At 69.0% G+C, this 23,590-nt stretch carries 14 protein-coding genes and 2 pseudogenes; 8 read left to right on the top strand and 8 right to left on the bottom strand.

Going from position 1 to position 23,590, the window contains the following annotated elements:
- The 3 genes from ACOJVU_RS07425 to ACOJVU_RS07415 form a co-directional block, all read left to right on the top strand.
- On the top strand, positions 1-610 hold a 610-nt coding region (locus ACOJVU_RS07425), incomplete at its 5' end, for an MBL fold metallo-hydrolase (RefSeq protein ID WP_421529189.1).
- A 93-nt stretch (positions 611-703) separates the two neighbouring features.
- On the top strand, positions 704-1,711 hold the full coding sequence (locus tag ACOJVU_RS07420) for an NAD-dependent epimerase/dehydratase family protein (protein WP_421529188.1): 1,008 nt from the start codon (positions 704-706) through the stop codon (positions 1,709-1,711).
- Between the two features lie 156 nt (positions 1,712-1,867).
- The gene (locus ACOJVU_RS07415) at positions 1,868-2,191 is read left to right on the top strand and encodes a hemophore-related protein (RefSeq protein ID WP_421529187.1); all 324 of its coding nucleotides are present in this window, start codon (positions 1,868-1,870) and stop codon (positions 2,189-2,191) included.
- Positions 2,192-2,231: 40 nt separating this feature from the next.
- On the opposite strand, the gene ACOJVU_RS07410 is transcribed toward ACOJVU_RS07415, so the two are convergent.
- The 5 genes and pseudogenes from ACOJVU_RS07410 to ACOJVU_RS07390 form a co-directional block, all read right to left on the bottom strand.
- The gene (locus tag ACOJVU_RS07410; protein WP_421529186.1) at positions 2,232-7,541 is read right to left on the bottom strand and encodes an amino acid adenylation domain-containing protein; all 5,310 of its coding nucleotides are present in this window, start codon (positions 7,539-7,541) and stop codon (positions 2,232-2,234) included.
- A complete protein-coding gene (locus tag ACOJVU_RS07405) occupies positions 7,531-12,804 on the bottom strand; it encodes a beta-ketoacyl synthase N-terminal-like domain-containing protein (protein ID WP_421529185.1) in 5,274 nt (1,757 codons plus the stop codon). Before ACOJVU_RS07405 ends, ACOJVU_RS07410 begins: the two co-directional genes overlap by 11 nt.
- 59 nt (positions 12,805-12,863) lie before the next feature.
- Positions 12,864-13,862: an ATP-binding cassette domain-containing protein gene (locus tag ACOJVU_RS07400; RefSeq protein ID WP_421529192.1), complete on the bottom strand. Its 999-nt coding sequence runs from the start codon at positions 13,860-13,862 to the stop codon at positions 12,864-12,866.
- Positions 13,863-13,864: 2 nt separating this feature from the next.
- Positions 13,865-14,908: an ABC transporter permease gene (locus ACOJVU_RS07395; protein ID WP_421529191.1), complete on the bottom strand. Its 1,044-nt coding sequence runs from the start codon at positions 14,906-14,908 to the stop codon at positions 13,865-13,867.
- A 126-nt stretch (positions 14,909-15,034) separates the two neighbouring features.
- A pseudogene (locus ACOJVU_RS07390) lies at positions 15,035-15,456 on the bottom strand (GNAT family N-acetyltransferase).
- Between the two features lie 52 nt (positions 15,457-15,508).
- On the opposite strand from ACOJVU_RS07390, the pseudogene ACOJVU_RS07385 reads away from it, so the two are divergent.
- Positions 15,509-15,667 (top strand): annotated as a pseudogene (locus ACOJVU_RS07385) (MBL fold metallo-hydrolase); the annotation flags it as partial.
- On the opposite strand, the gene ACOJVU_RS07380 reads toward ACOJVU_RS07385, so the two are convergent.
- The 3 genes from ACOJVU_RS07380 to ACOJVU_RS07370 all read right to left on the bottom strand — a co-directional run bounded on the left by ACOJVU_RS07380 (position 15,668) and on the right by ACOJVU_RS07370 (position 19,802).
- Positions 15,668-17,941, bottom strand: coding sequence for an MMPL family transporter (locus ACOJVU_RS07380; protein ID WP_421529190.1), 2,274 nt, complete (start codon positions 17,939-17,941; stop codon positions 15,668-15,670).
- An 83-nt stretch (positions 17,942-18,024) separates the two neighbouring features.
- Positions 18,025-19,155, bottom strand: a complete 1,131-nt coding sequence (locus tag ACOJVU_RS07375; RefSeq protein WP_421529184.1) for a polyprenyl synthetase family protein — start codon at positions 19,153-19,155, stop codon at positions 18,025-18,027.
- 284 nt (positions 19,156-19,439) lie between these two features.
- Entirely contained in the window at positions 19,440-19,802 is a 363-nt protein-coding gene (locus ACOJVU_RS07370) for a DUF3054 domain-containing protein (RefSeq protein ID WP_421529183.1), read from the bottom strand.
- A gap of 69 nt (positions 19,803-19,871) precedes the next feature.
- On the opposite strand from ACOJVU_RS07370, the gene ACOJVU_RS07365 reads away from it, so the two are divergent.
- The 4 genes from ACOJVU_RS07365 to ACOJVU_RS07350 form a co-directional block, all read left to right on the top strand.
- Positions 19,872-20,618: an SDR family NAD(P)-dependent oxidoreductase gene (locus tag ACOJVU_RS07365; RefSeq protein ID WP_421529182.1), complete on the top strand. Its 747-nt coding sequence runs from the start codon at positions 19,872-19,874 to the stop codon at positions 20,616-20,618.
- Positions 20,619-20,634: 16 nt separating this feature from the next.
- Entirely contained in the window at positions 20,635-21,822 is a 1,188-nt protein-coding gene (locus ACOJVU_RS07360) for an acyl-CoA dehydrogenase family protein (RefSeq protein ID WP_421529181.1), read from the top strand.
- 14 nt (positions 21,823-21,836) lie between these two features.
- Positions 21,837-22,982 (top strand): acyl-CoA dehydrogenase family protein, encoded by a 1,146-nt coding sequence (locus tag ACOJVU_RS07355; protein ID WP_421529180.1) that lies wholly within the window; start codon positions 21,837-21,839, stop codon positions 22,980-22,982.
- Between the two features lie 9 nt (positions 22,983-22,991).
- Positions 22,992-23,590: TetR/AcrR family transcriptional regulator (locus ACOJVU_RS07350; RefSeq protein WP_421529179.1), on the top strand; the 599-nt coding region annotated here is incomplete at its 3' end.

Genomic DNA, 23,590 nt, shown 5'->3' with positions numbered 1-23,590 from the left:
GGCCTCGCTGCGCCAGCTCGGCTACCACGCCGGCGACGTGCGCGCCATCCTGCTGACGCACGCGCACATCGACCACCTGGGCTCGGCGATCTGGTTTGCCGACGAACACCAGACCCCGGTGTACTGCCACCCCGACGAAGTGGGCCACGCCAAGCGGGAATACCTGGAACAGGCTTCGGTTTTCGATGTGGCCCTGCGCATTTGGCGGCCCCGATGGGCGGTGTGGGGGCTGCACGTGGTGCGCAGCGGTGGCCTGATCCGTGACGGCATCCCGTCGGCCCAGCCGCTTTCCGCCGCGATCGCCGCCGGGCTGCCGGGACACCCGATCGCCATTCCCACCCACGGGCACACCGGCGGGCACTGCTCCTACGTCGTCGACGGCGTCCTGGCCAGCGGTGACGCGCTGATCACCGGCCACCCGCTGCTCCGGGACGGCGGGCCGCAGCTGCTTCCGGCCGTGTTCAGCCACAGCCAGCAGAATTGCCTGTGCAGCCTGGAGGCGTTGGCCACCCTGGACACCGACGTGCTGTTGCCCGGCCACGGCGACGTGTGGCGCGGCCCGATCCGCGAGGCCACCGAGCAGGCGGCCGCACTTGCCCGCGGCGGATGACGCACATGCGAGTCGCGCGGTACCGTACACGGGCACGGACTCGACCCGTGATGGATCGTTCGGCGGCAACCAAAGTCTGGAACGGAAAACGTGATGGCACACGCTGTGGTAACCGGGGCGAGCGGGCTCCTGGGGGCCAACCTGACCGCCGAACTGATCGCGCAGGGACACACCGTCACCGCCACGCGGCGCCCGAGCACCGGCACCAGCTCGCTCGCCGATCTCCCGGTCGAGTGGGTACGCGCCGACCTGGGTTCGGTCGCCGAGCTTCGCGATGCTTTCGCCGGGGCCGACGTGGTCTTCCATTGTGCGGCATACGTTTCGACCAGGAGCAGGATCACGCCGGCGATCTCGGCCGTCAATGTCGGCGCCACGCAAGCCGTCATCGACGCCGCGATTTCCGCCGGCACGCCGCGGGTCGTTCACACCGCGACCGCGAACACGATCGGACCCACACCCGACGGCACGCCCGCCGACGAGCAGACCCCATGGGGATGGGACAAAGCGAAGCTGGCATCGGCCTATGCGGTCACCAAACGGCGCGGCGAGATCCTCGTGCAGCAGGCCTGCGACAGGTTGGACGCCGTCATCGTGAGCCCCACCTACCTGGTCGGCCCGCGCGACGCCAAACCCAGTTCTGGTCGCCTCATCGTCGAGGTCGCCAATCGCCGGGTTCCTTGTTGGACAACGGGATACAACAATTTCGCCGACGTCCGCGAGGTTGCGCGCGGGATGATCGCCGCCTGGCTGCGCGGGAGGCGTGGCGAACGCTACATCCTCGGCGGCGAGGAACTGATGTACCGCGACTACCTGGAGCGGGTGGCGCGGGTGGCCGGCGTCGACCCGCCGCGCTGTCGGCTGCCCTATCCCGTAGCATGGATCGGCGGCAAGGCCGGCGACCTCGTCGAGGTCGTCACCGGTCGGGATACCACGGTGAACTCGATCTCCGTCAGATACGCGTTCACCAGGATCTACCGGTTCTCCAGCGACAAGGCGGTGCGCGAACTCGGCTATGTCGTGGCCCCCGTCGAGCCGGCTATCCGCGACGCAGTCGCATGGTTTCGGGCTCGAGGAATGATCCGGCCCGCGAAGGTTTCCTGACGCCGCGGCTGCCACGGCATCGACAGGTGACTGCACCGAGGTGCGGCCGGCCGCGGTGAAATGCAGTTGCGCGCCGCGCCCGCGACGTGCTCGAAGTAGCTATACTCGGCAGCCGGCACGGAAACAGGGCACGCTCACGAAACGGAGACACCGTCGTTGACCAGACTGGCTGTCGCGGTTGGCGCCCTGGCGTTGTCGTTGACCGCCGGGGTCGGGGTCGCGTCCGCCGATCCCGATCTGACTCCGGCCATCAAGAGCACCTGCACGTACTCGCAGGTGGTCCGCGCCTTGAACGCGCAATACCCTCATGCCGCAGCGCAATTCAACGCGTCACCGGAAGCGCAGGCCTGGTTGCACGATCTCGTCGATGCGCCGCCGTCGCAGCGGCGGGAGATGCTGCTGGACATGGCGAACAGGCCCGAGGCGCAGCCGTTCCATGACATCGTCGTGCCGCTGGCCAACACCTGCCACAAGTACTGAGCGGCCCGGGCCCGCAGGGGCCCGAACGCCGGGACGCGGCTCAGAACCGGTAGGTGGTGCAGCCGACCTGGACACCGGAGCCGGCCGTCACGATCAGCGCGATGCCGCCCGGCCGGGCCAGCCCGCGCCGCCGGGCCTGCTCCAGCCCGTACGGCACGGACGACGTGAACGGGTCGCCGTCCAGCCCGGCGTCGCAGCCGGGGTCGACGAAGCGCGATCTCGGGATACTGATCTCGGTGGCCAGGCGGTCAAGCTCGTCGGGGGGCAGGTACGGCGGGATCACGACCGCGATGTCGGCCGGTTCGAGTCCTTCGACGGCCAGGAGTTCCTTGGCGGCCGAGGGGATACAGCTCCGGTAGATGCCGGCGAGCTGCGGGTCGCGGTCGATCTGCAGCCAGGCCCGCCCGTCCGTCTGCCGAGTGTAGGTGGCAAGCGCCCCCGCGTACTCCGGGTGATACCGGAACACGAAGCGGCCGAAACCTTCCCGACCATCGCTGCGGCTGAGCAGGATCGCCGAGCCGGTCTGGCTGATGCCGTTCATCGGATGGCCGCTCTCGGGGCCGTTGTTTTCTATCTCCGACGCGACGACCATGGCATGGTCGGCCTTTCCCGCCCCGATCATCTCCGCGGCGACCTGACAGGCGTTGAGGAAGCCGACCGCGCCGTTGAGGATGTCGAAGGCGAGCGTCTTGGGCCCGTCCGGGGAATCGATGTCGCCGTTGATTCCGAGTTCGCCGGCGACGAGCGTGGCCACCGCCGGTTCGCTGAGAAATTCGTCGCGGTAGATGCCGGCGTTGACGATCAGCCCGACCGCCGCCCGATCGAGGCTGGTGTGGTCGAGGCACGCCGACGCCGCGTCGGCCGCCAGCCGTACCGAACTCGGCGGAGCCGACGCCCCGGCGGGAGCCGTGCCGACGCTGTCGATGCGCACGCGGGCCGGAGCCGGTATCTCGGTGCGGTTCCTGTCGGCCGCAGCGCTGCGGGCGCGCCGGCCGGCGGGGGATCGGCGCACCCGGTCCGGCAGGTCGTCGAAGGTGTACAGCGCGGCGCCGACGCTCTGCCCGGACCCGGTGATGGAGAAGACCACGTTGTCGCCGGACTGGATCCGGTTGTTGAGGATGTAGTCCATCAGCGCGACGAAATGAGTGGTGCTGGCGGTGTTCCCGCGCTCCGCCACGTTGTAGATGGTGTTGTCCCGGTTGGCCGCGCCCTCCCCGAACACCCGGTTGACGGCGGCGACCGCGTCGTTGATCGAGGCCTCCGACGTCTGGTGCATCACCAGATGATCGGTGGTCTCCGGCCGCCAGCCGTGCCGCCGCATCACCGCGGCGACGTAGGGCACCGAATGTTTGACCGCGATCGCGGTCTGCGTGACGGAGTCGGTGAGCATGATCGCGCCGCCGTGCGGGCCCTCGGTCGCCTTGGCGATGCACAGCTTGCTGTAGTCGCTCAGGGTGGCGATGTCGATGTCATGGAAGCCGACCCGGTCGTTGGGCCCGCGCTCCAGAATCACCGCCGCGCCGGCGTCGCCGAGGGTCAGGCAGGCGAGCCGCGGGTCCATCGGATTCTCGATCTCGTGTTGCGCGGTCTCGGTGAGGTGGCTGATGTATTCGCCGCTGACCACCATGGCGCTGCGCACCTGCCCGGTCTTCAGGAAGGCGTCGGCAACGGTGACGCCGGTGAACATTCCGGCGCACGCGTTGCTGATGTCGAAGGCGAGCGCGTTGACGAGGCCGCATTGCTCGCGCAGCCGTGCGGCGGTGCTCGGCTCGAACGCGAACCGGTGGCCGGGCCCGTCGCGCCGGGAGATGTTGCAGGCGATGACCAGGTCGATCTCCTCGGGCCGATAGCTCGACCGGGACAGGCAGTCCGTCGCCGCCTTCCTGGCGAGATCGATCGAGAACTCGTCCTCCCCGACCACACGTCGGTTCTTGATGCCGGTCAGGCGTTCCAGCGGTATGCGAATCTCGTGGTCGCACTCCGCCATGACCGTCTCGGTCGACACGATGCGCGCCGGCAGGTAGACGCCGATGCTCTCCATCACCGTGTTTCGCTTCTCCCGCGGTGCGGCGCGGGCCGCCTCGGCGGGTCTTGCGGGGTGCTCGGCGCCCTCGTCGGCGACCGGCCCGTACTCGGCGGCCAGCTCGGCGATCGTGCCGTAGACGAAGGTCGACTCCGGTCGCAGTGGCAGGCCGGCCGCATTCGCCCGCATCGCGACCTCCAGCGCTTGGGTCGAGGCGCCACCGAGCGCGAAGAAGTCGTCGTCGACCCCGACCCGTTCCAGGCCCAGTACCTCACACCAGATCCCGGCCAGAACCTGCTCGGTGCGCGTGCGCGGGGCGACGAACGCGGCCTCCCGGGGCCGCGTTGTGCCGCCGGCGGCCATCAAGGCCTTGCGGTCCACCTTTCCGCTCGACGTGAGCGGCAGCGCCTCCGTCATCTCGAAGACGGCCGGCACCATGGCCGCGGGCAGCAGTTCCAGCAGGAAGCGGCGTAACTCCGCCGTCGACGGCGCCGCGCCGTCGACCGCCACGACGTGGGCGACCAGCAGGGTGTTTCCGCGGCTGTCGGTTCGGGTCACCACCGCGGCCTCGGCCACCGCAGGGTGTTTGGCCAGTGCGGCCTCCACCTCCCCGGGCTCGATGCGGAAGCCGCGCACCTTCACCTGGAAGTCGAGGCGGCCCAGATAGTCGATGTTGCCGTCGGGCAGCCATCTGGCCAGATCGCCGGTGCGGTAGAACCGCTCACCGGGGTGCCCTGATTCGCCGCCGAACGGGTCGGCGACGAAAACGGCGGCCGTCAGTTCCGGCCGGTGCAAGTACCCCCGTCCGACGCCGACTCCGCCGACGTACAGCTCGCCGGGCACACCCACCGGCACCCGTTGCAGATGGGCGTCCAGGATGTAGGCGCGGATGTTGGCGATCGGTCGCCCGATCGGCACCAGCGGGCCGGATTCGCCGCGGCGGCAGTGGAAGTGGGTGACGTCGATCGCGACTTCGGTCGGCCCGTAGAGGTTGTAGAGCTCCGCGTCCAGCGTGGCCAGGAAGTGGTCCCGCAGGTCGTGCGGCAGGGCCTCGCCGCTGCAGATCACCCGGCGCAGCCCGGTGCACGCGTCCACGCCGGGCTCGGCGAGGAAGCGGCGCAGCATCGACGGAACGAAATGCATTGTGGTGACGCCCTGTTCGACGATGGTCCGAACCAGGTACGCGGCGTCCTTGTGGCCCTCGGGTTCTGCGATCACCAGCCGGGCGCCGACGATCAGCGGCCAGAAAAGCTCCCAGACGGAGGGGTCGAAGCTGACCGGTGTCTTGTGCAGCACCCGGTCGTCGGCGGTCAGCCGGTAGGCGTCCTGCATCCACAGCAGCCGGTTACGGATCCCGGCGTGGGTGTTTAGGCAACCCTTCGGCTTACCGGTGGAGCCGGACGTGTGGATGACGTAGGCGAGGCTCTCCGGCGTGGCGGCGGCGGGCGCGCCGGTGCCGGGCTCGCCGCCCGTTTCCGGTGCCGCGTCCAGGCAGATCCGGTGACCGGTGAAGTCGGGCGGCACGTGCACCAGGTGTCGCCGGTGGGTGACACAGACCGGCGCGTCCGGCACGTCGGCCAGCATCGCGGCCATGCGCTGCGACGGCTGCGCGGAGTCCAGCGGCAGGAAGGCACCGCCTGCCTTGAGGACGCCCAGCAGCGCCACCACCAGATCCTCGGAGCGGTCCACCAGAACCGGCACGATGACCTCGGGGCCCACGCCGAGCCGCCGCAACCGGTGCGCCAGGTCGTCGGCCCGGCGGTCGAGTTCCGCATAGGTCAGCTCGCGGCCGTCGTAGGCCACCGCGACCGCGTCGGGGACGCGCGCGACCGTTGCCGCCACCATCTCGTGCAGGCAGGCCGGACCGTCATAGCTGACGTCGGTCTGGTTCCAGGCGGCCAGCTGCCGGAGTTCTTCCTCGGTGAGCAGCGGCAGCTGCGAGACGCGCCGGCCCGGGTCGGCGACGACACCGCCGAGGAGCGTAGCGAAGTGCCCGGCCATCCGCTCGATCGTGGTGGCGTCGAAAAGATCGGTGTTGTACTGCAGCAGGCCGGAGAACTTCCCGTCGCGTTGGCCCATCTCCATCATGAGGTCGAACGGCGCGCCGCCCTGCCCGATGTGCAGCGTTTCCAGCTGCAGCTCTCCCCCGCTTCCCGGGGCGAGCTCGTCGGAGAAGCGGCGGGTCTGTTCCCAGACGAAAGCGACACCGAACAGCGGGGTGCGGCCCGCGTCGCGCACCGGCGCCAGCCGCTCGACGAGCAGCGGGAACGGATAGTCCTCGTGCTCGAGGGCGCCCTGCACCGTGTCCTTGACGCGGCCGAGCAGCTCGGTGAACGTCGGATCGTCGTGCAGGTCGGCGCGCAGCGGCAGCGGATTGGTGAGATAACCGACCAGACCTTCCAACGCGAGCCGGTCACGGCACGCGAACGGGGAGCCGATGACCAGGTCGTCCTGGCCGGTGTAGCGGTGCAGCAGCGCGGCGTAGGCGGCCAGCAGGGTCATGTAAGGGGTCGCGCCGACGCTCCGGCTCAACTGCGTGAGCGCGGCCGTCGCCGCCTCGTCGAGGGTGAAGCGGTGCACGGCGCCCGGATAGGTCTGGACCGGCGGGCGCGGGCGGTCGGTGGGCAATTGCAGGACCGGCGGGCCGCCGGCCAGTCGCTCGCTCCAGTACGCCCAGAGGCGCTCGCCCTCGGCACCCGCGAGCATCCGCGCTTGCTCGTCGGCGTAGTCGACGAAGCTCTCCGCGGGCGGCGGGGGCGCGGCCGCGCCGTGCTCGGCGGCGTACAGCAGGCGCAGCTCGTCGAGCAGGACGTCGATGGACCAGAAGTCCACGGCGATGTGATGCACCACCAGCAGCAGGACGTGGTCCGTCGGTGTGCGCTCCAGCAGCGTCACGCGCAACACGGGGCCCGTGTAGAGGTCGAAGGGACGATCGGCCTCCCGGCGTATCCACTCGTCCAGCTCGGACTCATCGGGTCCGAGGGGGTGCCGGGCGATCCGCACCGGCCACCGCGGATGAACGAGTTGGACCGGTTGCCCGTCGCGCTCGGCGTACGTCGTCCGCAGCGTCGAGTGCCGGTCGACGAGTGCCTGGACGGCCCTTTCCAGCGCCGGCACGTCGAGCTCGCCGGTGATTCGCCCGGCATACGTGATGGTGTAGGCGGCGCCGGCCGGCGCCAGTTTGTGGACGAACCACATGGATCGCTGCCCGTGGGACAGCGGGTGCACCGAAGCCGACTCCTCCGCCTCCTCCATCAGCAGCCGGGACAGCAGCGCCCGCTTCTTCTCCGGTGACAGACCCGAGATGTCGATGGACTCACCCATCATCGTTCCCCTCCTTCGCGGCCGGCTCCCGCGCCGCCCCTTGTCCCGCAAGGACCTTCTGCAGCAGCTCCTCCACGGCATCGTCGGAGAGCTCGGGCACCCGGGTGAGCAGGTCGATGCCGCGCGACGGCGCGCCGTCTGCTTCCTGCGGGGCCGCTTGCCCCGGTGCGCTCTGCCGCGGGGGCGCCCCGTCGGGCTGCGGTGTGCCGGCTGTCAGTTGGTCGCGGAGCCAGCCCGCGAGGCCGGCCACGGTGGGTCCCTCCATCAGCCGGGTGACCGGCACGACGATGCCCAGGTCGCGCTCCACCTGCATCCGCAGCTCCACCGTGATGAGCGAGTCGACGCCAAGGCTGTTGAGGGGCGCCCGGACGTCCAGGGCAGCCGAGTCCATGCCGAGTTTGTCGGCCGCGATTTCGCACAGGTAGGACTCGAGCAGCCGTTGGCGCTCTTGCGGTGTCGCGCCCCGCAGCGCGTCGCGGAGGCCGCTTCCGGGCCCGGGCGCATTCCCGGCTTCCGGCGTGCCGCCCGCCGGCGCAGCGCCGGGCTCCGCGTGCGGCGGTGCGCTGATGCTCCCCACGTCCACCCAGGAATAGACACGCTGCCACGGGTAGGTCGGTGCGGCCACGCAGTGGCTGCCGGGGGGATACAGGTGCTCCCAGGCGACCGGCTGGCCCAGGGTGTAGAGGGTGCCGAGCGAGGCCAGCATCGTCGCGCGCCCCCCGTCGTCACGGCGCATGGACGGCAGCAGCGTAGCGCTGCGCCCCAGGTCCTGGGCGTCCTCGGCGATCGGGGTGAGCAGGGTGGGATGCGGGCTGATCTCGACAACAATGTCGTGGCCCCCGTCCAGCATTCTCCGCATGGCAGGCGAGAAGCGCATCGGCGAGCGCAGGTTCTCCGTCCAGTAGTCGACGTCCGGCAGGCGGTCGGTCAGCAGGTCGCCGGTGACCGCGGAATAAAGGGGTACCGCTGGCGCGGTCGGCCGCAGTCCGGCGAGGCCGGCACGTAGACCGGCCACCAACGCGTCCATCTGGGGGGTGTGGGATGCCACGTCGGTGTCGACCCACAGGGAGAAGCGGCCGCGCTGCCTCAACACCGCCGTCAGCTCCGCCAAAACCGTTCGCTCCCCGGACAACACGGTCGATCGGTGGCTGTTGCTGCCGGCGATTGCGACCTGCTGCTCCCGGCCGGCGATCAGCTCTTCGGCTTCGGCGAGGCTGATCTCCGCGGCTACCATCGTGCCCTGGCCGCGCAGTGTCTGAAGCATTCGGGATCGGGTGCAGATCACCCGTGCGGCGTCATCCAGGCTCAGCGCGCCGGCGACGTGCGCAGCCGCGACTTCACCCAGGCCCTGTCCCACCACCGCGGAAGGCTCCACCCCGCATGACCGCCACAGTGCGGCCAGCGCCACCTGGATTGCGAAGATCGCGGGTTGGATCGCGCCGACCTCTGTGAGGTCCTCGTCCCCGGCCAGCGCCTCGAGCACGGAGCGGCCCAGATAGGGCTGCAGCGCGCGGTCGCATGTTGCCAGGGCGTCGCCGAACACCGGCTCCTCGACCTGTAACCGCCGCCCCATGCCGTGCCACTGGGCACCGTGGCCGGAGAAGACGAAGACCACGTCGGGTTGCCGGCCGGGACGGCACTGCCCGGCGGAGAGCCCCGCCCGCGACCGCCCCTGCCGGTAGGCGGCCAGGGATTCCGACATCGCGGCGGCGCAGTCCGCGACAACGGAAAGCCGATACTCGTAGTGGCCGCGGCGGGCACCTGCCGTGTAACACAGATCGGCAAGCCTCGTCCCGGATGCCAGCGCCGACTCGTAGCGGCCGGCCAGCGCGGCCAGCGCTTCGGGGGAACGCGCGGACAGCGGCAGCAACTCGGCGCGATCCGGCGACGCGCCCTGCTCGGCCCCGGGTCGAGCGGCGTCGCGAACCTGCGGGGCTTCGGTGAGCACGACGTGCGCGTTGGTGCCGCCGAAGCCGAAGGCGCTGACGCCCGCGACCGCTCGCCCGCCGCTTTGCGGCCATGGGACCAGGGTCTGCGCCACCCGCACCGGCAGGCTGTCGAAGGGGATCTCGGGGTTGGGTTCGACGAAGTTCAGGCTCGGTGGGATCGCCCGGTGCCGCAGCGCCAACGCGACCTTGATGAGGCCGGCCACCCCGGCCGCCGCCTCCAGGTGGCCGATGTTGGTCTTGACCGAGCCGATCAGGCACCGACTGCCCGGCGGACGACCGTTCGCCAGGACCGTGCCCAGCGCGTTCGCTTCGATCGCGTCGCCGAGGAACGTTCCGGTGCCGTGGGTTTCGACGTACTGGGCGGTGCCGGGCGAAAGACCGGCGCGGCGGTAGGCCGCGGCCAGCACGGCTTCCTGTCCTTGCCGGCTGGGGGCGACCAGCCCGTTCGTCCGGCCATCCTGGTTGACGGCGGTGCCGCGGATCACCGCATAGATCGGGTCGTTGTCGGCCAGTGCCCGGCTGAGCGGTTTGAGAACGACGATCCCGGCGCCTTCGCCGCGCACGAAGCCGTCCGCGCCGGCGTCGAACGCCTTGCTGCGGCCGTCGGGAGCCATCATGTTGGCCTTGGTGAAGTTGATCATGAGCGCCGGCGACAGGATGACGTTCACGCCCCCGGCCAGGGCCAGTGCGCACTCGCCGTCACGCAGGCTGCGGCAGGCCAGGTGGACGGCGACCAGCGACGACGAGCAGGCGGTGTCGATCGCCATGCTCGGCCCGTGGAAGTCATAGAAGTACGAGAGCCGGTTGGCGGCTATGCTCAACGCGTTTCCGGTGCCGGTGTAGGCGTCGACAAGCCGCAGGTCACCGGCCCGGCCGGTCGCATAGTCGCTGGTGGAGATGCCGACGAACACGCCGGTGTCGCTGCCGGCAAGCCGCTCCGGCACCTGCCCCGCGTCTTCCAATGCCTCCCATGCCACCTCGAGGAGCAGGCGCTGCTGAGGATCCATTTGCGCCGACTCCCGCGGCGAGATGCCGAAGAACTGGAAGTCGAACCGGTCGATCGCGGGCACGAAACCGGCCCGTCGGGTCACCGCGGTGCCCGGCACGGACGGATCCGGGTCGTAGAAGGCGTCGGCGTCCCAGCGCTCCGGCGGGATCTCGCTGATCGCGTCCACGCCGTCCGACAGCTCCCGCCAGAATGCCGCCGGCCCGTCGGCACCCGGGAACCGGCAGCCGAGCCCGATGATGGCGATCGGCTCGTCGGTGGCGCGGGCGCCGCCGACGTCGGCGGCCGGCGCGGGGGTGGGGGCGGGGGCTTCCCCGGCGAGATGCCGGGAAAGGGCGTCGATCGTGGGGTATTCGTAGGCGAGCGTGGGCGAAAGTTCGCGTCCCAGCCAGGATTCCAACTCGGCGGTCAGCTGGACAGCACGCACGGAATCCAGGCCGTAGTAGGCGAACGGACGGGATGGGTCGACATCCGTTGCCGGAACACCGAGTTCACTGGCGAGCCGGGAAGCCAGCCAGTCCGCCACCTCCGCGGCGCTGCGCCCACCTTGTTCCGCCGCGCCGGCCCCGGGACGAAGGCCGGACGGCGTTGCGCGCCATTCGGCGACGGGCTCGAGCCGGCCGTCAAGGAACTGCTGCCGGCAGGCAGACCGCTGGATCTTACCGCTGGACGTGGTCGGGATCCGCAACGGCTCGACCAGTACAACGGCGTGCACCTGGATCTCGTGGCGCTCGGTGACCGCCGTCCGGATCGCGTCCAGGATTGCATTGAGCTCGGCGTCGCCGATCTGCTGGTGGTTCACCTCCTGCACGACGACGAGCTCTTCGGCGGCGTCGGGTGCCGGGGCGACGGAGAAGACCGCACCCCGGCCACGCAGCAGCGCCGGGTGACAGGCCTGCACTGTGATCTCGATGTCCTCGGGATAGTGATTGCTGCCGCGGATGATGATCAGGTCCTTGCGGCGTCCGGTGACGAACAACTCTCCCGAACGCAGGAAGCCCAGGTCCCCGGTGCGCAGGAAGGGGCCGCGCCCGGTCTCGGCGAGGTACGCCGAGAACACCTCCTCGGTCTGTTCGGGCATTCCCCAGTACCCCTGCGCGACACTCGGTCCGGCGACCCAGATCTCGCCGACCTCGTCGGCGTCGCACGGCCGCCGGGTCTCCGGGTCGACGATGACGACCTCCTGACCGCCCTGCGGATGACCCAAACCGACCAACGTTGTGGCGCTCGGGTTTTCCGGCGCAACCTCCGCGACCCGTCGTTCCCGCAGCGCGATGCGATCGATGTGCCGAACCACCGGCACAGGCGAGTCCGACCCCCCGGAGACCAGCAGCGTCGCTTCCGCCAGCCCGTACACCGGGCAAAACGCCTCCGGCCGAAAACCCGCCGGTGCGAAGGCTTCGGCGAAACGCTGCAGGGTTTCGCTGCGTACCGGCTCCGCGCCGCACATGGCCGTCGACCAGTTGGACAGGTCGAGCGCCGCGCGCTGCTCGGGGGTGCTGAGTTCGACACACAGCTCGTAGGCGAAATTGGGCGCGGCCGTGATCATGCCGCGATGCCGGGACAGCGATTCCAGCCACCGCATCGGACGCTTGATGAACGCGTTCGGCGGCATCAGGGTGCAGGTGCCCCCGACATAGAGCGTCTCGAGGATGCCGCCGATGAGACCCATGTCGTGGTATGGCGGCAGCCAGAAGACGCCGTATCCGATCCTGTCGAATCCCGACTTCCACGTATGGCGGATGACTTCCAGGTTGTGGACCAGGTTACCATGCGACAGCACAACGCCTTTCGGTGCGGCCGTGGATCCCGACGTGTACTGCACCATGGCGACCGTGCCGCCGTCGATGTCCGGCGGCACCCACAGCCGTGCGTCGCCCGCCGTGTCGGTGACGAACCACCGCAACGGACTTCCCTTGACCAGCCCGTCCACCGTGGGCCTGATTCTCTCCAGCATCTCGGCGTCGGACAGCGCGAAGACGGGTTGCGCGTCGGCGATGATCGACTCGACGCGCGGGACCAGGTGATCGCGCACCGGCGGATGCACCGGCACGGCGACCGCTCCGGCATAAAGGCACCCGAACAGGCCGGCAATGAAGTCCAGACCCGGTGGGCACAGGATCAGAACCCGTTCGCCCGCGGCGCCCTGCTGCTGCAGGTTCGACGCGATCCGCCGCGCCCGGGCGTCCAACTCCCGATAGGTCAGCACGCTGTTCTGGTTTTCCTCGCCATCGCGAGAGGAGGTGAAAGCAAGGGCATCCCGATAGCGTCCCGCCCGGTACTGCAATTGCCCGACCAATGTCGGCGCCATGAGTCCCGCGTAATCGTCTGTTTCCCAGTACGATTCGTCATGACCATTTTGCCGTGCCATCAGGGTTGCTCCGTGTCGGCGGTAGTGCATCCAAGGAAGCGATGCTCGGTGTACGCCTCGAGCTGTCTGCGGAACGCCTCCACGGTGTATCCGTTGACGACCGCATCGGTGCGTGCGCGCACCGATGCCGAGCGCGCCATGCGGAACAACGGCCCGAGCTCTCCGACATACTCGCCGGGCCCCACGACCTTGACCAGTTCCTCGGAACCGTCGGCCGATTCGCGCACGACCTCCAGTTCACCGTCGACGACGACGTAGATCCGCTCCCCCATGCTGCCCTGCTCGAACAACACCGAACCGACTGCCAGACAAACAGTTTCGGGCTCGGAGTCAATCGCGGCGACACCCGGTGTCAGCCTGACGACGCGGTCGGCGAAAGGCAGGATCCGGGTGTCGTGGGTGGCGACCACGACGATGCGCTCGCCGCCGGCCAGCTCCCGCAGCAGCCGCAGCACCCCTTCCGCGCGGGCGTAGTCGAGGTGGGCCGTCGGTTCGTCGGCCAGAATCAGCGGTGGATCCAGCGCGATCGCGCGTGCCACGGCTATCCGTTCCCGCTCACCGCCGCTGAGATCGCCGGGCCGGTGTCTGATGCGGTCCTGCAACCCGGCACGAGCCAGCGACTCCTCGGCGCGTTCGCGCGCCGCCCGCTGCGACCACCCGGCCGCCCACAGCGGCACCATCACGTTCTCCAGTGCGGTGAGGCTTGCCACCAGGTTGAACGATTGAAAGACGATACCCACGGTGCGGCGCCGGTACGTGGTCAGCCTGCGCCGGTCCAGCGTCGTGACGTCGATGTCACCGACCTGGACGCTTCCGCCGGTCGGGGTGAGGATGCCGCCGATGCACGACAGCAACGTGGTCTTCCCGCACCCGCTGGGGCCCAACACGATCACCAGCGATCCGGCCGTGACCTCCAGATTCAGGCCGTCGATGACGCGGAACCGTTCCCCGCCGTTGGAGTATTCGACGACGAGGTCTTTGATGCGCAGGTCACCCATGGTCACGAAGCTCCGAACGCGAGCACGGGGTCGATGGCCACCGCGCGCCGCAAGCCCGCCACGCTGGCAAGCAGACCGATCAGCACCGCGGTCGCCATCAGCGACAGGAAGGCCGAGTGGGTCACCACCACGAGCATCGGAAACAGCGGGCCGATCAGCACGGCCAGCAGACCCCCCAGCATCGCGGCGGCCAACGCGACGAGCACCGCCTGCAGCATGAGCCCGGCGAGCACCGAGCGAGTGGCGACACCGAGGGCTTTGAACACCGCGAAGTCGCGCGTGCGCTCCAGCGCCGAAAGATAGATCAGCGATCCCACGATCGACGCGGCCACCGCCCACAGCAGAATCGTCAGGTACCGCATCGCCAGGCGGGCCATGTGCAGCGGGCGGATCATGTCCTCGACCGCGGCGCTGCGGTCCACGATGCGAAAGCCGGCGGGTATTGGTGTGGGGGTGCCGCGCAGACCGATGGCGGAGATCACCTTCTGCCCCGAATACATCAGCCGCTGCGCTTCCGCAACGGTCACGAACGCATTGGGTTGGCCTGCCAGCGTGGTCGACTTGTTGACCAACCCGACGACGCGCAGCACCTGCGAGCCCATCTCGACGTTGTCGCCGACGGAGCGCCGCAGCGTCGTCGACACGGCAACCTCACCGAGATTCACCGGTGCCCGCCCCGCCGCGATCGGCGGCATCGCCTGCTCGGGCACACCGTAGACGTTCACGTTTTCCGGTGAGCGCGGATCTTGCAGGATGATGTTGCTGTAGATCACCGGGATCGCCGATTCGAAGCCCGGCATCCGGGCGATATCGCGCGCGTCGGCCTCCGGAAACCTCGATGAACCGATGAACGGACCGACCGCGCCCGCCTTGATGAGGTAGGTGTCGATGCCGATCGAGTCGACCAGACGCTGGGCCTCGACCCGGGTACCGACCATCATCCCGGCGATGAGCAGGGTCATCGCGAACACCATTCCCGTGCCGACGGCCGCGATGACGAAGCGTCGCTGCCGCCACTGGATGTCGCGCAATGCCGTGATCAGCATTCCCATGCGCGCCCGCTCGCGCAGTTCACCGATATGCCCCACCGCCAACCTCCGATGCACTGTGCTGGCAACGATTGCCGCGTCACGGTGGGTCTCGTAGAGGCAAAAGGCCCCGACGGCGATGACCTACGACCGCTTTGCAGCGGGCCCCAGCAGCTTCTCGAACGCGATCGGGCGGAACGGCCCCCAGGAGGGGAGCGGGTCGGCCGGTACCCGAATGTAGCCGGTCGTGTCGTAGAGCGCCTCGGCTTCGGGTGGGCGATTGCCCGTGATCAGGTACAGCCGCCGGTATCCCCGCGCGGCGGTCTCGGCTTCCAGCGCCGCGAGCAGCGCCCTCGCATATTCCCGCCGCCGATGACAGGTACGCCGTCCAGCACGCCGATCAGCCAGCCACCGTCCGGTGACGCCAGTTCGTCGGGCGGTACGGGCAGCCAGGCCAGGTGCGTGCTGGGCGTGCCGCCGGACCGCTACGCATACTCGACGGCCAGCTCGGCCAGCAACGTCTGCGCCAGCGGGTCATCCTGGTCAACCGAGACGAACCGAAGCACCGGGTAAGCCTCTCACGCGCGGCGGTCAGCCGGTCGCGACCGCATGAACGAACTCCCGGCGATGTTCAGCCACCGACAGCAGGACTGCCTGCGCAGCCTGGAGGCGTTGGCCACCCTGGACACCGACGTGCTGTTGCCCGGCCACGGCGACGTGTGGCGCGGCCCGATCCGCGAGGCTGCCCGGCAGGCATTGGCGCTGGGGAGCCCGTAGTCAGTCCCCCCACAGCCGCCCCCGCCGTCCGAAGCATGCCATTGCACCGCCGATTGTCACCGGAGGGTGCGCAGGGGCCGACGAGCCCGCGCAGTCGGTGACGAAACGCTGGCGCAACCGCAGCAGCGGTCCGGGCGCCCACCAGTTCAGGCCACCGAACAGATGCATGAAGGCCGGCACCAGCAGCATCCGCACCAACGTCGCGTCAACCAGAACCGCAAGCGTCAGCCCCGCGCCGAACATCCGCATGAATGCCACGTCGGCGGTCATCAGCGCGGCGAACGAGATCGACATCAACAGCGCTGCCGCGGTGATGACGCGACCGGTGTGCGCGACGCCCAACGCGACGCTCTCGTCGTTGGCGGCTCGTGTTCGGGAAGAGCCCAGCCAGTATTCGCGGATGCGCGAGATCAAGAAGACCTCGTAGTCCATGGACAACCCGAACGCGATGCAGAACATCATCGCCGGAATGGTGGCCACCAGCGTGCCGCTCGGTGTGGTGCCCAATGCCCCGAGGTGGCCGTCCTGGAAAATCCATACCAGCGCGCCGAAAGCCGCGGTGAGCGAAAGAATATTGAGCAGAACCGCTTTGATCGACAGCACCACGCTGCCGGTCAGCATGAAAAGCAACACCAGCGTGACGACCGCGATGAAACCGAACACCATCGGCAGCCGTGATGTGATCGCAGTGACAGAGTCGCGGTTGGTCTGCGCGTTTCCGGTCATCAGCACCGGCAGTCGACCCGGGGGCACGACCGAATGCAAGCGGTCCAACTGATTTTCCGAAACGCGCGAGTACAGCGGTGCGGCGGTGCTCACCGTCAGGAATGCGCTGCCGTCGACCAGCCCGGCCGGCCCCGAGGGCGGGCCCTTGCGCGCACCGGCGACGAACGTGCCGGTCGGGGACGACACCGCCGCAACGTCGGTCACCCGTGACAGCTGTGCGGCATAGGTGTCGAGCTCTGGCTTCGCCGGCTCCGTGATCACGGGTATGACGATCGTGACTCCCGTTGCCGAATCCGCCCCGAATTTGCTGCGGACCGCCTCGCTCACCGATCGTGCCGACGCCGATGCCGGCAGCACCCGCTCGTCGGGATTTCCCCATTTGACATGCAAAAACGGCACCACCAGCACGAGCAGGAGAATCATGATCGCCCCGCCGACCGGAACGGCACGCCGGATGGCGAATCTGGCCGTGCGGTACCAGAAGTCTTGGGTGATCGGCCGCGGCGAAGTCTCGGGTCGGCGGGACAACCGACGCAGGAAGTGCCGGACGTCGAATGAGTCGATTCGATCCCCCAGCACGACGATCACCGCCGGCGCCACCACCACCGCCGCCAAGGCGGACAAGGCCACCACCGCGATGCCGGCGTAGGCGAACGACTTCAGGAAGTACACCGGGAACAGCACCATCGGCACCAGGGCCAGGGCCACGGTCATCGCCGAGAACAGCACCGTGCGACCCGCTGTCGCCATGCTGCGGACCAGCGCGACGTCGCGACCACGACCGTCGGCCAGTTCGTCGCGATAACGGCTGATGATCAGCAAGGTGTAGTCGATTGCCAGTGCCATTCCCAACGCGGCCGCCACGTTGAGAGCGAAGATCGACACGTTGGTGACCAATGCCAGCGCTCGCAACACCGCGAGCGAGCCCACGATCGCAAACCCTGCCACGGTCATGGGCACCGCCGCCGCCAACAGACCACCGAAGACCCATACCAGCGCGATGAAGCTTGCCGGTATCGCGATGGATTCCATTCGCAGCAAGTCATTTTCGGTTCGCTGCGTGATTTGCGCGTAGAGCACGGCGGGGCCGCCGGCACGGACCGTCACCCCGCCGCGGTCGTGCGCCAGCCGGTCGGCCAGCGCTTGGGCATGCCGGGGTGCGCTGTTCTCGTCGCCGTTGAGCCAGGCCACGACCAGCGCGGACTTATTATCCCCACTGACCGTCCCCGGCGGCGGCGTCGGCGCATCCCAGGGCGACGCGACCTGCGTGACAAACGGCGACCTGGCGAGCTGGCTCACGATGTCGGTGCCCACCGACCGCGCGGGGCCGTCTTTGACACCGCCGTCCGAACTCACCAGGATCGTCATCTCCAACTCGCCCCGGTGGAACTTCTGGGCGAGCAGCGCTGCGGCACGAGCGGATTCGGATGCCGGGTCGACCATCCCGCCACCGGACAGGCTGCTCGCAGCCGGCAGGCCGAAGACTGCAGCGGCGGCCACGAGGATGACCGCGGCCGCGATGACGCGTCGCGGAGAGGCCAGCGCCATGCGGGCAAGTGCCGTGAACGGGTCGCGCCTGCGGCGGTGACGCCCGGTCGCGCGTTGCGTCACCGGTCTGGGCATCGTGGTCGTCATTGCGAACGCACCCCGCACGCGCCCGCGAGGTCGGACAATGCGTCACGAACCGGATCGCTGATGGGCATGTCCGCCAGATATTTTCGCGCGGATGCGAGCCTGCACACGACCATGTCCTCGATTCTCTCCAAGGCACCGGTTGCAATGATCAGCGTTCTCCAGCGGTCGAGTGCGGACTCGTCGAGCTCTTCGGTGTGCATCAGTGCGACGAGCTCTCGTCTGGTCGGTGCATCCGCGAGCTCGTAGGCGCTGACCACCACGCTGGTCGCCTTGCGTTCGAGTAGGTCTCCGCTGTTGGGTTTGCCCGTTTCGGCCGGTGCGCCGAACACCGCGAGCACGTCGTCGCGCAGCTGGAAAGCCTCGCCGACGGCGGCGCCGTAGCGGCCCAGTTGCGTCAGCAGCGAATCGCCGCAGCCCGCCATTGCCGCCCCGATTTCCAGGGGGCGGCGCACCGTGTAGTTGCCGGACTTGCGGCGAGCCACGTCCAGCACGGCTTCCAGCGAGGGCAGTTGGCGGACATCGATCACCAGGTCGGCGAATTGGCCGACAGCCAACTCGGCGCGCATGGCGTCATAGCGCGGCCACGCCCCCTGCAGACGGCGTGATTCGATGCCGCTTTCGCGCAGCATCTGCGCTGCCCAGATCAAACAGAGGTCACCCAGCAGGATGGCCGCCGACTCGCCGAACCGACGCGAACCGGACAGTCCGCGTTCACGATGCCACCGCCCGAGTCGCACGTGCACTGCCGGACGGCCCCGCCGCTCGTCCGAATCGTCCATGACGTCGTCTTGGAGGAGCGCGAACGCGTGCAACAACTCAAGGCTCGCTGCCGCCTTCAGGGCCGCGCCACTGGGCGGGGCGCCGCACAGCCAGCCCAGATACATGAACGTCGACCGCAGGCATTTGCCGCCGGACACGAACTCGGCCAGGATCTCGCCGGCCTCGTCAAGGCCCGCGACCACGAGGTCGGTGGTGTGCACCTTCACGAACTCGCCGACCACATCGAGCACCGCCGAGCGCAAGCCTGACCGCCACTCGGCGTGTCCGGCGGCAGGCGGCCACGAACAGGACTGCCCGGCCGACAGGCCCGCAGGAGGCGCCGGTGACAGCACGCGCGTGTCGTCCACGGCGGCCAAGACACTCGTGGCCGGCTGCCCATTAGACCGGATAGGACTCACGTGCCCACACTCCTCCCCACAACGCTTTGATCACCAAATGGTCACGACGCTACGCGCGTGAAAGTTCAAGCATCGGGGCAATCGGTAAGTTAATTGACTATTAACTTACTTAAGCACTGGTCGCGGGGTTATTGCTCAAGGAGTCAAGCCCCCGTGGCGGTTGGCATCGCCACCCGGCGCCAGAATCGCCGGCCCTGCAACTCTGCACACCGGCGTCCCCGCAGCGCCGTCGGTCAGCGATCCGCGTCGCGCGGCCGGGCCAGCCTCACCGCGGCCCGCCAGCCCAACAACAGCACCGCGGTGACCGAGGCGGCGACCACCACGAAGCTCGCGGCAACACCGGCCGACGTGAGCTTGCGCAACACCATGCCGACCACGACGGTCGACAACCACACGACGACCCCGGTGGGCATCACCGCCGTGGGTCGCCGCCAGCCGCGCGACGCCACCCACCCCACGACAGTGCCGGTGAGGAAAGGCCACGCCGTGGTGGCCACGCCGGTCACGGTGATGCCCTCGTCGTGGCTGCGGCGCCCGAGGGCGCAGAACACCAGCACACCGACGACGTCTACGACCAGGTAAGCCAGCCGCCGCATGCCGCGAGACTACCCGGCCGGGCCGTCACCCTTGACCGCGTTGCCGCGGTGAACCTAGATTCGTCGGAAATGAACAGCTATTCACAGAGCGGGATCGCGGTGGTGACCGGTGCCGGGTCGGGCATCGGCAGGGCGATCGCACTGGCCTTGGCCGCCCGCGGCAACCGCGTCGTCGCTGCCGACCTCGACGAGGCGGCCGCGGCGGCGACCGCCGAGCAGCACCCCGATCTGATCATCGCGCTGCCGGTCGATGTCGCCGATCCCGCCCGCGTAGACATCCTGCGCGACCGCACCCATCGCGAAGCAGGCGTGCCCAGCATCGTCGTCAACGCCGCCGGATGGGACCGCACCGACCAATTCCTCAATGCCACACCAGAATTCGCAGCCAAGGTAGTGGCGATCAACTATCTGGGACCGGTGCACGTGTGCTCGGCGTTCCTTCCGGGCATGATCGAGACGGGTTCCGGCGGGCGGGTGGTCAACGTCGCCAGTGACGCCGGCCGCGTCGGCAGCGCGGGCGAGTCGATCTACGCCGGCGCCAAGGGCGGGGTGATCGCGCTGACCAAGTCGTTGGCCCGAGAGATGGCCCGCCACCAGATCACGGTGAACTGCGTGTGCCCCGGCCCCACCGACACCCCGCTGTTCCACGCGCAACCCGACAAACTCAAAGAGGCCCTGGTCAAAGCGATCCCGTTCCGCCGCCTGGCCCGGCCCGACGAGGTCGCCGCTCCGGTGCTGTTCTTCGCCTCCGAGGCGGCGTCGTTCATCACCGGACAGGTGATCAGCGTGAGCGGTGGACTGACGATGGCCGGCTAGTGGCAGGCTGAGCCGCATGAGCATTCAGACACCGCCCCCCTTCGACCGCGACGACCCGCTGGCCTTGGACGCGTCGTTGTCCAGCGACGAGATCGCCGTGCGCGACACCGTCAGGAAGTTCTGCGCCGAGCACGTCACCCCGTACGTCGCCGATTGGTTCGAGGCCGGGGACCTGCCCGTCGTGCGGGAGCTGGCCAAGCAGTTCGGCGCGCTTGGCCTGCTCGGGATGCACCTGCACGGCTACGGGTGCGGCGGCGCCTCGGCCGTGCACTACGGCCTGGCCTGCACCGAGCTGGAGGCCGCCGACTCCGGCATCCGGTCGATGGTGTCGGTGCAGGGCTCGCTGGCGATGTTCGCGATCTGGAAGTTCGGCTCGCAGGAGCACAAGCAACAGTGGCTGCCCGGCATGGCCGCCGGCGAGCTGCTCGGCTGCTTCGGGCTGACCGAGCCCGACGCCGGGTCCGACCCGGGCGCCATGAAAACCCGTGCTCGCCAGGATGGCTCGGATTGGGTGCTGAACGGGCGCAAGATGTGGATCACCAACGGCTCGGTCGCCGACGTCGCGGTCGTGTGGGCCGCCACCGACGACGGGATCCGGGGCTTCCTCGTCCCCACCGACGCCCCGGGGTTCGCCGCCAACACCATCCACCACAAGCTGTCGCTGCGGGCCTCGATCACCAGCGAGTTGGTGCTCGACGACGTCCGGCTGCCCGCCGACGCGATGCTGCCCGGGATCAAGGGACTGCGCGGTCCGCTGTCGTGCCTGTCGGAGGCGCGCTACGGGATCATCTGGGGATCGATGGGTGCGGCACGCTCGGCGTGGCAGTCCGCCCTGGACTACGCCACCCAGCGCACCCAGTTCGGCCGCCCGATCGCCGGGTTCCAGCTGACCCAGGCCAAGCTCGCCGACATGGCGCTCGAGCTGCACAAGGGGCAGCTGCTCTCGCTGCACCTGGGACGGCTGAAGGACAGCGTCGGCCTGCGCCCCGAGCAGGTCAGCTTCGGCAAACTCAACAACACCCGCGAGGCGATCAAGATCTGCCGCACCGCTCGAACCATTTTGGGAGGCAACGGAATATCGCTCGAGTACCCGGTGATCAGGCACATGGTCAACCTCGAATCGGTGCTGACCTACGAGGGCACGGCCGAGATGCACCAGCTCGTGCTCGGCCAGGCCTTCACCGGCACCGACGCCTTCCGCTGACTCCGAGGACCCACATGGCAGCCCTGGAATACACCCCCGAGCACCACCAGTTCCGCGCGCTGGTACGCGATTTCGTGCGAGAGACCGTCGTCCCCAACCACGAGCGCTGGGAGCGCGACGGCCAATGGGGCCGGTCGCTGTTCAGCGAGGCCGGAAAGCTTGGGCTGCTCGGGTTTTCCGTACCGGAGCAGTTCGGCGGCGCGGGCGTCGACGACTTCCGCTACAACGCGATCGTCATCGACGAGCTGCAGCGGGCCGGGGCGGCCGCCGAGTCGATCGCCATCTCGCTGCAGAACGACATCGTGCTGCCCTATCTCACCGACCTCACCACATCCGAGCAGCAGCAGCGCTGGCTGCCCGGGGTGGTGACCGGGGAGACCGTGCTCGGGATCGCGATGACCGAACCCGGCGCCGGCAGCGACCTGGCCGGCATCCGGACGTCGGCGACCCGTGACGGGGACTGCTACGTCGTCAACGGCGCCAAGACGTTCATCTCCAACGGCCAGTGCGGCGACCTGTTCGTCATCGCGGTGCGCACCTCCCCGGATCGGCACAAGGGCCTGTCGCTGCTGGTGGCCGATGCCGACACACCGGGCTTCTGCCGCGGCCGCAACCTGGAGAAGATCGGCCTGCACGCCCAGGACACCAGCGAGCTGACGTTCACCGACATGCGCGTGCCTGCCGCCAACCTGCTGGGCGCGGAGGGCGCGGGTTTCTACCAACTGGTGGGCAATCTGCCGCAGGAGCGACTCGCGCTGGGGGTAGGCGCCGTCGCAGCCGCTGAGGGCGTGTTGGCCCAGACACTGGACTATGTCCGTGACCGCACGGCGTTCGGCTCACCGATCTCCAGCTTCCAGCACAGCCAGTTCGTGCTCGCCGAACTGGCCACAGAAATCGACATCGCCCGAACATTTCTCGACGACTGCCTGGCCGAGCACCTCGACGGTAAGCTGACCGCCGCGCGGGCCGCGAAGCTGAAATGGTGGACCACCGACCTACAGGTACGCACCGCCGACCGTTGCCTGCAGTTGCACGGCGGGTACGGCTACATGCGGGAGTACGCGGTGTCGCGCGCGTTCGTCGACGCCCGCATCCAGACCATCTACGGCGGCACCAACGAGATCATGAAGACGATCATCGCCAAGGACTTGGGTATCTGAAGGCGTCTCATGGCGGTCGACTACAGCGAGCTTCCCGCCGGGGAGGCGGTGCGCGCGGCGCGGGCCAGCTCGCGTCGCCGCCAGCTGCTCGACGCCGCGGTCACGGTCATGGGCCGCAGCGGTTTTCACCAGATGTCCATGCAGGACCTGGCCCGCGAGGCCAAAGTCAGCGTGGGCCTGATCTACAGGTACTTCGGCGGCAAGGAAGACCTGCTGCTGGCCACGATCGTGCGGATTCTGGACGTGTTCCGCGACCAGTTGGCGCCGGTGATGTCCGCGGCCGGCGACGACGTCGTCGACCAGTTGACCGCCGGCATCCGCCGCTATGTCGAGATCGTCGACGAGAACCTCGACGGGGTGGTGCTGACCTACCGGGAGAGCCGAACCCTGGGGCCCGCCGGGCGCGCGCAGATCAAGGAGCTCGAGATCGCCAGCGCGGCACCGCTGCGCGCGTCCATCGAGAGCGGGATCGCCGCCGGCGTGTTCCACGACGTCGACGTCGACCTCGCGGTGTTCGACATCGTGCTGATCGCCCACGGCTGGGCGCTCAAGCACTGGCACTTCGGCCCGATCTACACCGTCGACGAATACATCCGGCTGCAAACCCG

It is taken from the genome of Mycobacterium sp. THU-M104, assembly GCF_049197365.1.
GTDB lineage: Bacteria > Actinomycetota > Actinomycetes > Mycobacteriales > Mycobacteriaceae > Mycobacterium.
The sequence above is the reverse complement of the archived record's forward strand: the minus strand, read 5'-3'. Positions and strand labels throughout refer to the sequence as shown.

Bases quoted from the DNA above. Each gene is read 5' to 3' on its own strand.
- ACOJVU_RS07420 (WP_421529188.1), top strand. From the start codon at position 704: ATGGCACACGCTGTGGTAACCGGGGCGAGCGGGCTCCTGGGGGCCAAC.
- ACOJVU_RS07410 (WP_421529186.1), bottom strand. From the start codon at position 7,541: ATGATGGGTGAGTCCATCGACATCTCGGGTCTGTCACCGGAGAAGAAG.
- ACOJVU_RS07405 (WP_421529185.1), bottom strand. From the start codon at position 12,804: ATGGCGCCGACATTGGTCGGGCAATTGCAGTACCGGGCGGGACGCTAT.
- ACOJVU_RS07400 (WP_421529192.1), bottom strand. From the start codon at position 13,862: ATGGGTGACCTGCGCATCAAAGACCTCGTCGTCGAATACTCCAACGGC.
- ACOJVU_RS07395 (WP_421529191.1), bottom strand. From the start codon at position 14,908: ATGCTGATCACGGCATTGCGCGACATCCAGTGGCGGCAGCGACGCTTC.
- ACOJVU_RS07380 (WP_421529190.1), bottom strand. From the start codon at position 17,941: ATGGCGCTGGCCTCTCCGCGACGCGTCATCGCGGCCGCGGTCATCCTC.
- ACOJVU_RS07370 (WP_421529183.1), bottom strand. From the start codon at position 19,802: ATGCGGCGGCTGGCTTACCTGGTCGTAGACGTCGTCGGTGTGCTGGTG.
- ACOJVU_RS07365 (WP_421529182.1), top strand. From the start codon at position 19,872: ATGAACAGCTATTCACAGAGCGGGATCGCGGTGGTGACCGGTGCCGGG.
- ACOJVU_RS07360 (WP_421529181.1), top strand. From the start codon at position 20,635: ATGAGCATTCAGACACCGCCCCCCTTCGACCGCGACGACCCGCTGGCC.
- ACOJVU_RS07355 (WP_421529180.1), top strand. From the start codon at position 21,837: ATGGCAGCCCTGGAATACACCCCCGAGCACCACCAGTTCCGCGCGCTG.